Source organism: Butyrivibrio sp. AE3009, assembly GCF_000420845.1.
In the GTDB taxonomy this organism is placed as follows: domain Bacteria; phylum Bacillota; class Clostridia; order Lachnospirales; family Lachnospiraceae; genus Butyrivibrio.
The window spans coordinates 1-9,679 of the sequence record NZ_ATVS01000063.1 but is presented as its reverse complement, the minus strand read 5'-3'; the positions used below and the strand labels follow the sequence as shown (position 1 = coordinate 9,679).

Annotated in this window: 10 protein-coding genes and 5 tRNA genes; all 15 read right to left on the bottom strand. The window is 39.4% G+C overall.

Going from position 1 to position 9,679, the window contains the following annotated elements; translation table 11 throughout:
- Positions 1-1,951, bottom strand: a 1,951-nt coding sequence (locus G588_RS20850; protein ID WP_035788901.1) for a M56 family metallopeptidase, incomplete at its 3' end; no start/stop codon positions are given.
- Between the two features lie 27 nt (positions 1,952-1,978).
- Positions 1,979-2,329 carry a BlaI/MecI/CopY family transcriptional regulator gene (locus G588_RS0117560; RefSeq protein ID WP_022780001.1) on the bottom strand — a complete coding sequence of 117 codons (351 nt, stop codon included), beginning with the start codon at positions 2,327-2,329 and terminating at the stop codon, positions 1,979-1,981.
- A 332-nt stretch (positions 2,330-2,661) separates the two neighbouring features.
- Positions 2,662-3,411 (bottom strand): hypothetical protein, encoded by a 750-nt coding sequence (locus G588_RS0117555; protein WP_022780000.1) that lies wholly within the window; start codon positions 3,409-3,411, stop codon positions 2,662-2,664.
- Positions 3,404-3,766, bottom strand: a complete 363-nt coding sequence (locus G588_RS0117550) for a hypothetical protein (RefSeq protein WP_196805007.1) — start codon at positions 3,764-3,766, stop codon at positions 3,404-3,406. Before G588_RS0117550 ends, G588_RS0117555 begins: the two co-directional genes overlap by 8 nt.
- A 44-nt stretch (positions 3,767-3,810) precedes the next feature.
- Positions 3,811-4,287 (bottom strand): DNA-deoxyinosine glycosylase, encoded by a 477-nt coding sequence (locus tag G588_RS0117545; protein ID WP_022779998.1) that lies wholly within the window; start codon positions 4,285-4,287, stop codon positions 3,811-3,813.
- 322 nt (positions 4,288-4,609) lie between these two features.
- Complete coding sequence (locus G588_RS0117540) at positions 4,610-5,479, bottom strand: ABC transporter permease (RefSeq protein ID WP_022779997.1); 870 nt, start codon at positions 5,477-5,479, stop codon at positions 4,610-4,612.
- A 19-nt stretch (positions 5,480-5,498) separates the two neighbouring features.
- On the bottom strand, positions 5,499-5,744 hold the full coding sequence (locus tag G588_RS20845) for an RNA polymerase sigma factor (RefSeq protein ID WP_022779996.1): 246 nt from the start codon (positions 5,742-5,744) through the stop codon (positions 5,499-5,501).
- Between the two features lie 246 nt (positions 5,745-5,990).
- Positions 5,991-6,620 carry an HAD family hydrolase gene (locus tag G588_RS0117530; RefSeq protein ID WP_022779995.1) on the bottom strand — a complete coding sequence of 210 codons (630 nt, stop codon included), beginning with the start codon at positions 6,618-6,620 and terminating at the stop codon, positions 5,991-5,993.
- Positions 6,617-7,147 (bottom strand): cysteine hydrolase family protein, encoded by a 531-nt coding sequence (locus G588_RS0117525; RefSeq protein WP_022779994.1) that lies wholly within the window; start codon positions 7,145-7,147, stop codon positions 6,617-6,619. The genes G588_RS0117530 and G588_RS0117525 overlap by 4 nt, the downstream gene beginning before the upstream one ends.
- Before the next feature lie 281 nt (positions 7,148-7,428).
- The gene (locus G588_RS0117515) at positions 7,429-8,766 is read right to left on the bottom strand and encodes an ATP-binding protein (RefSeq protein ID WP_022779992.1); all 1,338 of its coding nucleotides are present in this window, start codon (positions 8,764-8,766) and stop codon (positions 7,429-7,431) included.
- 333 nt (positions 8,767-9,099) lie between these two features.
- Positions 9,100-9,185, bottom strand: a tRNA-Leu gene (locus G588_RS0117510).
- 59 nt (positions 9,186-9,244) lie between these two features.
- A tRNA-Val gene (locus G588_RS0117505) sits at positions 9,245-9,317 on the bottom strand.
- Positions 9,318-9,359: 42 nt separating this feature from the next.
- Positions 9,360-9,433 (bottom strand) — tRNA-Ile (locus G588_RS0117500).
- 6 nt (positions 9,434-9,439) lie between these two features.
- Positions 9,440-9,511 (bottom strand) — tRNA-Glu (locus G588_RS0117495).
- 76 nt (positions 9,512-9,587) lie between these two features.
- Positions 9,588-9,660, bottom strand: a tRNA-Asn gene (locus tag G588_RS0117490).
- Between the last annotated feature and the right edge of the window lie 19 nt (positions 9,661-9,679).

Genomic DNA, 9,679 nt, shown 5'->3' with positions numbered 1-9,679 from the left:
AACCTGACGGAAGGGGTTTTCTCGCAGAGGTACTATAATTGAGATCTATCCATTCTCCTTCACTTCCCTCAGCATTTGGAAGATCCCCGAAGCTACCATCTCCTTCCTGATATTCGTAGCCATTTTCTCCGTCATGTACGCTACCGGAAATAATAATTTCCTCGCGCTGAAGATATTTCACCGGAACATAAATCCCACTTGGTCCCCAGGGCTGCAGAACTCCAACGCTGATGTCATAGTCAATATCATAAAAATCTATAGCAACAAAGGCGCCGTACCCTACAGCTTCTGCCGGTAACAGAGTCACCTTCGCTTCATCTTCGGACAGGTTAAGAAGATATCTTACAGCCGTAACAGGATCAAAAAGTTTCTTATAGTTACCTGTCGCATTATTCTTAGCATTTCTGTTTAATGCCGAGCCAAGTCCATTCTGCGAATAGTCCAGTGCATCAGATAGCATGCTGCTGGCATCCAATGCCATCCCGTACTCTTCTGAAGATTCAACATCCTCATAGCTTTTGAATTTCTCAGAAACTACCTTGTAATCACCATTATCATCTTTTTCTACTCTGATAGTTTCCTTCCACAAATATACATGTGGCTCAGAGTCCGTAGCGCAGTAATAAATCTCAGCCTCTGTTTCATCCGCACCGTTATATGTAAAAGCGCAGCTGTGCTTGGAATCAGGATTCATACCCGGCCATGGACTGGACCAGCCAAATTCTGCGCTGTCGCCATCAATTTCTAGCAGTCCTTCCCTAACCAGGTTATCCCGAACATCATCAGTTACTGCCCCAAGTATCCCGTCTGCATTTCTGTCCTTGAAGTTCTCGCACCATTGTTGGATAAACCTTTCCCTGGTCATTACGATATTTGCTTCCGCATCGCTGGTTTCATCTGATATATCTTTACCCTTGGACAAGCTGGTAAAAAAGCTTGATGAAAGTACCAAACATATGGCAACAAGCGCAGTGACAAGCCACAGCGTAGGTTTTCTATAATTAAAAATCTGCTTTATTCTCGTTCCAACGCCAATCTCTCCAAAAGCCAGAGGATATGCAAGAACAAAGCGTTTGTGCGTACTGCACAGAAGAAGTGAGTTGGCATAGGATTTCTTTTCATCAAGGGACATATGGCTGATTACCTTCTCGTCACAGGCAAGCTCTATGTCTTTGCAGAAAAGAGCATATGACACCCATAAAAGCGGATTGAACCAATATACCGCCAACAAAAGGAAGCCGAACTGTTTTCTGAGATGATCAAGCCTCTTAATATGTGTCTTTTCATGGGCAAGAACGTTCCTAACAGTTTCATCATCAAGTCCTGAAGGCAGATATATCACAGGTTTAAAAACTCCCAGGATAAATGGAGTATCTATCTCATCGCAGACATATACATTACTCTCATTTTCAAGTCTAAGGGATTCTCTCGTCCTCTTACGAATCGAAATATAACTGAACACAACATAGGCCAGGATAACCAGCATTCCAAAAAGCCAGAGCATCTGAAGTCTTACAAAGAGATCTCTTCGCCAAAGTGATGAATCCGTATTAGAATCAGGAATAGGTTCTGTGACTATGATCTGCTCTGTTGGAAGATAATCAGTCACATCACCATCAGTAGCTGCAGGATTCTCCTCATTTGGTGTGTATTCATGGGGCGTAGCCTCAGCTGTAAAAGCCTCGTCATCATCCGTGATGACATATATCATGCTGTCAGAGTCATTTGCTCCGACAAAGTAAGATTCTATTCCATCCCCAAACCTTGGCATAAAGCCGATTGATGCTTCTATCTGAAAAGGGAAAAGAAGTCTTAGCGCCACAATAGCCCACAGAACTCCCATAAACCATTTTGGTGCCTTCTTAAGCAGAAATCTTATCAGAATTACAGCCATCATTAGAAAAGAAGCTGCTATGCTGATCTCGATGATTTTAATAAACAATGTCCCCATACATATTTCCTCCGCAAGTCTACTTTATCAGTCTTTCGCATTGTCAATTATTTTCTTTATTTCCGATATCTCTTTTGATGACAGCTTCTGTCTCGAAGTAAATGCAGCAAGAAACGCCGGCAATGATCCGCCAAAGGTCTCTTCAACAAACTGCTCGCTCTTCCTCGTATAAAACTCTTCCTTCGAAATCAATGAAGTTACTACTCCATCATCATTCTTAAAAAGCCCTTTGTCACAAAGCTTTTTAAGAACCGTATAGGTTGTTGATTTCTTCCATCCCAGTTTTTCAGCACATAATCTCACAAGTTCACCTGAACCAACAGGCTCATTTTCCCATATAAGCTCAGCAAACTGCATTTGAACTTCCCCAATTTCCATAACAGCTCTCCTTTATCATTTGGTCTATACCCTATCGACTATTTTAGTTTATACCCTATAGACCAAACTGTCAAATTAATATAAAAAAAGAGAAGCTCTTCGCTTCTCTCTACATTTACTGCCGGCGACCGGGATCGAACTTTTAGTAGTCTCGCAAAGCCGCAGAGAAAGGGACTTCGCCGGCCTTGCTTTTCTTTTGTCCCAAATTTGTACCACTTTTGCAGAATATAGTACCTTTATAAAAAAGCCCCAAATATGCATAACATAATTATTATTTATCTTTATTTATCCATTATACAGAGATAAAGACAAGTAATATTCCGTTTCATCTTTTACAATTCACCCATAATGATTTTCAAAAGATCCACTACACCAATATCTTGTCCGGATTCATATTTCTCAAGTTCAGCCATATCATCTTTTCCAAAAGAAATCAGTCTATCAACCTCATCACTGCCTGTCTCCTTCTTAAAAGAATCAAAGGCATGTTGAATTGTTTCTGAATCAAGGTTTGAATAAAAAACAAAAGGAAAGCCGTACTTATTGTCATTAGTAACAAGATATGATTTGCCTATATCAGTAACGCTATCCCTGATTTCCTTTCCAACCTCTTCTTCAAGCTCTCGAAATGCTGTCACTAAAGGTGATAATTTGTTATTATCTGTGCTACCATCCTCGCGTATGGCACCACCAATAATCCTGTCAGAAGGGTCCATAACTCCACCTATTCCCTGAATCTTTCCTACAAACTCTGAACCTACGCCATTTAACGAAACAAACAGCTTTTTGTCAGATGAAACTAATATGCAACCGGCATACATACTTCTACATGCATACTCTCCAAGATCCATGATCTCACTGTATTTGTAATGAGCATAATCAGAGGGCTCACAGGTTATCGTGACTGTGCCGTCATCATTTTCCATATTGATTACAGAATATAACGCCCCATTAAACATCCCCGGATACTTTGCTGTAAGTTCATTCCAGTAGACTTGTACTCCTTCTTCAATATCCTTAGGAAGCTCTCTTGCTGCAGCTTCTTTTATTTTTAGCTCTTTTATTGGAATGATTTTAGTCATATTTATCTTCGCCTTCTATGTATTTTTTGATTTCTTCGGCAGTCCTTATCACATTTTCAATATCCGCATCAGAAGCATTATCTTTGGCAAAAGCATTGATATCACGCAGATACTGCAAACCATATCCGAATTTTTCCAGCATCCACTCCTGATTAGGAAAAATCCATATATGAAAGTGCTTGGAGCGTTCTTCCTGCACCAAAGTAACAGTTTCAGCAATTTTCAGTTCCTTTAGAGCTCTTTCTGCAATTGCTATTGTATTTCCTATCTCAGTTCTCTCGTCTGCGGTTAATTCCGCAAAAGACTGAATATGTCTTTTCTGTTCATAGCCTCCCCTTTGCATATTTGTTTTCATCTACAAGGATAAAGTATTCCCTTAGGGCAAGGTCAATACTTTTTTTATTCATTTATGCACTTCCATGCGCTCAGAAGCTTTTCCATATTCCATGCGGCATTGGCAGGGCTAGTCGAAGGAAGGCATATTGCAGGTCTTTTGATCACAGGCTCTGTATACTTTTCATAATACTTAAGTGCCGTTTTACCATTGACATATATTGCCTTGATATCCGCTATGTTTAAGATAAGGCTTAAGTCGTTCGGCACTACATTAGTGATGCTGGAGTCAGACGAACCGACAATATCGCAAGACTGTATCACATCCCATAATGCAATCTTGTTCCTTATCAAAAGAGCTTTCTTCTCCTCAATCGTCCCTGGCTCTTCCTCTTCGAATACTCCGGAAACCACCTTCCAAAATCTATTCTGCTTATGCCCATAGAAAAATCCTTCTTCTCTTGATTTAACAGAGGGAAAACTTCCCAGAATAAGTATTTTTGAACTCTTATCATATATTGGTTCAATTGGATGTATAACCATAATTAAGTCTCCCCTTCCCCCATCCAACATATATGCACACTATTCTATAGTACAAGATGACAACAAAAAAGAGAACCGCAAACTAATGCGATTCTCTAATGCTTACTGCCGGCGACCGGGATCGAACTTTTGTGACATCTCAGAACCCGCATGGAAAGGAGCCTTGCGGACTCACCTTCTTTTTTGGTCCAATTTCTGACCCACTTTCGTATGATAAAGGATACTCATATTTACTGAATAAAAACGATTATTGTATGCAAGTTTGAAGACATAACAATTGTCCAAAACAGCATCTCTCATTCCTTCCGGTATTAGTCTGTTTCTATCTCCCTGTAACCTGAAATCTGTCGTAAGCAACTTTTCCAATAACTATCAAAATAATCGCTATAAAAACATATATGATAGGAGCAGCCACATATGTTGTAACATAATGCCCTCCAAGGCCTACCAACCTGTACTTCATCAGTGTCCATATACTTATCTGATTTGATGGGAGCATATCTTTTATCTGTGCCAATACTCGGTATCTTGGTGGAATTAGTTCCAACTGACCGAAAATAAACAATCCCACCATGAAGCCCATTACTGCAAGGCTGTTCTTTATGACCTCTGATATTGCCATTGCAAATGCGGCAAAAAGAATAGCTGCGCTGATCATAACGATCATTTGCACGATAATAAATTGCCCCATCGTTAATGAATAGGCTGATAAAGGAATCTCCATCTGAACAATAGCATTAAGGCCATTAATCCCGTATAGAACAGCAATCAGACCAGCCAAAAGAGCCGCCGATAAAATTGAACACCCAATTACAACAGATAAGCCAGCTGCTATTTTTAAAAGATATGTCTCCTTCCGCCCATTTCTGCAACTGATCACTATCTGATCTGTACGCTGACGGTGCTCTATCGTAAAAACTGTAGACAGGCATAACGCCGAAATAAGCATTATACACATAAGTGTCAGTGACATTCCCTGAGCAAAATTTATGGTCCCCTGACAATAACGATATGTAAATGGTGTATCTATTTTTGCATTCTCATTTTGCCACCACACTATCTCTTCATCAGCCAGCCTTTCCTCTTTCATAAGGTCCAAAATGGCTGCTTCCCGCTCCCTGTAAAGCTCATCTGCTGAATACTCCTGTAGGCGTGCATTATCAGATATGATACCATTTTCAATCTCTGCCACCTTTTCGTATTGAAAGTTATCAGCTGTCCATTGCTATATGTTCATAATCTTCTGAAAGAGAATCCGGCTTCACCCGCCTGAACTCATCTATGCACAGGTTCCTGGCAATGGTGTAGAGATACTTCACCTCATAATCATGTATATTGCCTTTCTGACTGATAAATCGAAGGAAAGTTTCCTGGGTGATATCTTCAGCTACTGTCCGGTTCTTTATCCTGAAATAGACATACCGGTATATTTTGTCGTAAGCATTTTCTAAGTCCATGGATACCTTTTTCAACCTCCCTTCATAATGATTAACGGATGAGCCATGTAAAATGTGCGGAAAACATCAAAAAAAGAATATTTTTTACCACATGAAATAGACCCTCAGAATAGCATTATTTCTGAAGGTCCACCTTATACTTTCTGATACCACCTAAAACCATTCAATAAATCGCAAGTGAAGCTATAGTTGTCAACAAGCTTATTTACCAAACAATAATCCTTCATTGCAAAATCCATTAAGATTTCATGACGATCCAAACAGCTCTATTACCTCGTTCAGATCATCAACCTCAAAATCTGCCTGTTCCTCTTCGCCAAGAGCATCCCAGTATTTCCACATCCCTTGCTTCACACGAACAGTCTTCATACCTATTTTCTTAGCAGGTATTATGTCATTATCAACCCTATCTCCAATCATGACTGCATTCTCAGGTTTACAATTAGCCCTTGATAAGGCAAGCTCAAATATTCTCCTATCAGGCTTCTCTAATCCTTCTTCTGCAGAAGCAATGACAATATCTATAAACTTTAAAACACCATGTTTTTCTAATCTGGCTGCTGTTCCCGGAAGCTGATTAGCAATGACTCCAATTTTATATTTCTTACTCAATCGCTCAAGGCACTTATATGACTCCGGAAACAATTCCTCATCTTCACTTCTCCAGCGAGGTCTTTCTATTCCATATTCCTGAATCAGTACTCGTTCTCCCTTTTTCTTTTCCTTATAAAGCTGAAGAACCTTATTCTGTATCTCATCAAAAGGTTCATTAACAGCATCAGCAATTTCGTGTAGTCTATGTAAAAATGGCTTTTCCTCACTTACCAAAGTTGAACCAACATCAAAAAAGAGCCATTCTATGTTATCCAGCTTCATCGCAAATCCTCTATCATCTTAATTGCATCATCAACAGAAATGCAGCTTGCAAATCTTTCCGGCCACATCATATCGTTGTAATACTTGTAGGTAGTTTCTCTATCCATGTAATCATTGTCGAAAGTAGAATTGGTACCTTTCGGAATTATTACCTTGTATCCTCTTTCAAAAGCCGATTTCACAGAGGCATCAACGCAAAAGTTCGTCTGCAATCCGACTATCATCAAATCTTTTTCTTTGGATTCTCTGAGATAATTTGCAAGATCATTATTACCAAAGCAGCTGTTTATCGTCTTTATGAAAATCTTCTCATTTTCCTTTGGAGCCACCTGATCAGCTATCTCAAAATCCTTGTCACCAAAAGAGAAGCCAGTTCCAGGGCCATCATCATGCTGAACATAAATAACCTCAACATTATTCTTCCTTGCAGCATCAATAATATTTGTCACATTCCTTATGAATCCGTCAAAATCATATAGTCTTTCATCGGTGATTCCTTTTTGTACATCTATAACAATAAGCTTCATCGAACACCCTCCAACAAAAACATATTTTTACTATAACAGAAAAAGAGCCATTTAACAGAAATTCATACTGCTAAATGGCTTTTTAGACTAGATGACTGTCGAATGCTGCCATCTATATGCATCATTATCCTTTAAAGTCAGCTCCATGTTTACCTGGTCAAGCTGCATCTGCAATTGCTGACGCTTTGTTTCATCAGCTGTTAATAGTTCCTGCTCCAACTTAGCTTTCTTTCACATCAAAAGCATTAAGCCTCTTTTTATACAGTGTATAAGTCTGATAATTATTTAACTATTTTCTTCAGATATTCCTTCATCTTGAATGCACAGAAATATGGGAACGTATATATATCATTTGCATGTCCCACATTAAAATCTCCTAGCTTTATTCCATATGTAATATCACTGTAATTCTCATTCTTAATGAGTGTAGACAAAGACTTTGACTGGTCACTATTGGACTTAACCTCAACAGGTATAAGATCATTCTGAGTTCTTACAAAAAAATCTTCTTCCAACGTAGAATTTTCCTTTTTGTAATAAAAAAGTCCCAATCCCTGCTTAATAAAGGCCTCTGCCACAAAATTTTCATATAAAGCACCTTTATACACTCCAAGGTTTTTATTAACTCTAAGATCTTCCTGAGCTTCCTCATCCAGCGCGGATACCAATAATCCGGTATCCGGATAGTATAGCTTATATTTACTCTCCTCAATATTTCCCTTTAATGGCAGTTCAGGATACTGCAAGCAATTACACTCTGTTATAACGCCTGCATCAATAAGCCATTCTATACATCCTGTATATTCTCTTGATCTCGCATTTTTCCCAAGCTTATTAAATTGGAACTTCTTGTTTTCTTTGGCCAACTGAGCAGGAATACTTCTATAAACACTTATTATCTTTGTCTGATCAAGACCTTCCGCGTACTTTCTTACGTCCTCTTCATAATCAAGCCTGATCTGCTCCTGTACATCAAGTGTTCCTGAGAATGTTCCAGACTCAATATATAACTTTACGACCTCCGGCATTCCTCCAAGCACACTGTAATCCAGGAATAAACTCTTAAAGACAGTAAGCTCATTGTCATTAAATGGCTTAATCTCAAGCATATGCGATAATATGGAATCAATCTGTTCCTGGCTATAACCTTTTGCCCAAAGAAACTCTTCAAAATCCATAGAATACATCTCATAGTCCGTTTTTGAGCCAACACTGTTACTATGAATCTTTTTATAATTTATTCCCAACATGGAGCCACTACAGATAACATCATATTTACCGTCTATCCTAAATGACTTGAGCGTTGTTGCAACATCAGGGTTTTCCTGTATCTCATCAAAAATAATAATGGTTTTGCCAGGCACAAACTTTAAAGATGGATCAGCTAATGATAAATTCTTTATTACGCTTTCCACATCATATCCATCTGCAAGGATTTGCATAAATTTTTTCTCTAAAGCAAAGTTTATATATACAACATTTTCATAATTTCCCTCAGCAAAATGCATGATTGATTCGGTTTTTCCAATCTGTCTTGCGCCTTTTACTATCAGAGGTTTATGCTCAGGATCTGCTTTCCAATTATTTAGATAGTCATCTATCTTTCTTCTGTAATACATTTTGTCAACCTCCAAAATAATGCTATCACAAAAAAATAGGCACTTCAATCATATTTCACACATTTTATGAGCCACTTATTACAATCTATAACACATTTCATTATTATTGTTATGACGCCAGCATCAATCTGTCCCACTTTTGATTTAATAGAACAAAGAGTCGCCCGCGACTCTTTCGCGCCCGAGCGGTATTGCGAAGCAATAAACATCATCTCCACGAGGTGCGCATCCTTAACGGAGCGTTTTTTATGATATAGGAATTTCGGAGAAATTTTCTCTCATAAAAAAGCTGCAAACTCAGATAAAATCTAAGTTTACAGCCATACACATTACTGCCGGCGACCGGGATCGAACCGGTACGGGTATCGCTACCCACGGGATTTTAAGTCCCGGGCGTCTGCCAGTTCCGCCACGCCGGCATTTACCATATTAATTTGTGGTAAAAAATATGCGATATGCATCATGCATATCGCACAAGTGGGGCCTACAGGGCTCGAACCTGTGACCCTCTGCTTGTAAGGCAGATGCTCTCCCAGCTGAGCTAAGACCCCAAATTTATACTGGGTTTGATTTTTGTAAAAACAAAAATCGAGTGGAGATTCAGGGACTTGAACCCGGGACCGACCGGTTATGAGCCGGTTGCTCTAACCAACTGAGCTAAATCTCCTGAAAGTGACTCCGACGAGAATCGAACTCGTGTTACCGCCGTGAAAGGGCGATGTCTTGACCGCTTGACCACGGAGCCGCATCAGACCGTTTCAACTTCTAGTAACAGTCTATCTCTAGTATAGTACTCATAAAGTCATATGTCTATACTATAGCTCCCCCTGTCGGACTCGAACCAACGACACTTCGGTTAACAGCCGAATGCTCTACCGACTGAGCTAAGGAGGAATGTTTGTACCTTCAAAAC

Excerpts from the sequence above, each read along its gene's own strand:
- G588_RS0117560 (WP_022780001.1), bottom strand. The coding sequence starts at position 2,329 with ATGGAAATTGGGGAAGTTCAAATGCAGTTTGCTGAGCTTATATGGGAA.
- G588_RS0117555 (WP_022780000.1), bottom strand. The coding sequence starts at position 3,411 with ATGACTAAAATCATTCCAATAAAAGAGCTAAAAATAAAAGAAGCTGCA.
- G588_RS0117550 (WP_196805007.1), bottom strand. The coding sequence starts at position 3,766 with ATGAAAACAAATATGCAAAGGGGAGGCTATGAACAGAAAAGACATATT.
- G588_RS0117545 (WP_022779998.1), bottom strand. The coding sequence starts at position 4,287 with ATGGTTATACATCCAATTGAACCAATATATGATAAGAGTTCAAAAATA.
- G588_RS20845 (WP_022779996.1), bottom strand. The coding sequence starts at position 5,744 with ATGGACTTAGAAAATGCTTACGACAAAATATACCGGTATGTCTATTTC.
- G588_RS0117530 (WP_022779995.1), bottom strand. The coding sequence starts at position 6,620 with ATGAAGCTGGATAACATAGAATGGCTCTTTTTTGATGTTGGTTCAACT.
- G588_RS0117525 (WP_022779994.1), bottom strand. The coding sequence starts at position 7,147 with ATGAAGCTTATTGTTATAGATGTACAAAAAGGAATCACCGATGAAAGA.
- G588_RS0117515 (WP_022779992.1), bottom strand. The coding sequence starts at position 8,766 with ATGTATTACAGAAGAAAGATAGATGACTATCTAAATAATTGGAAAGCA.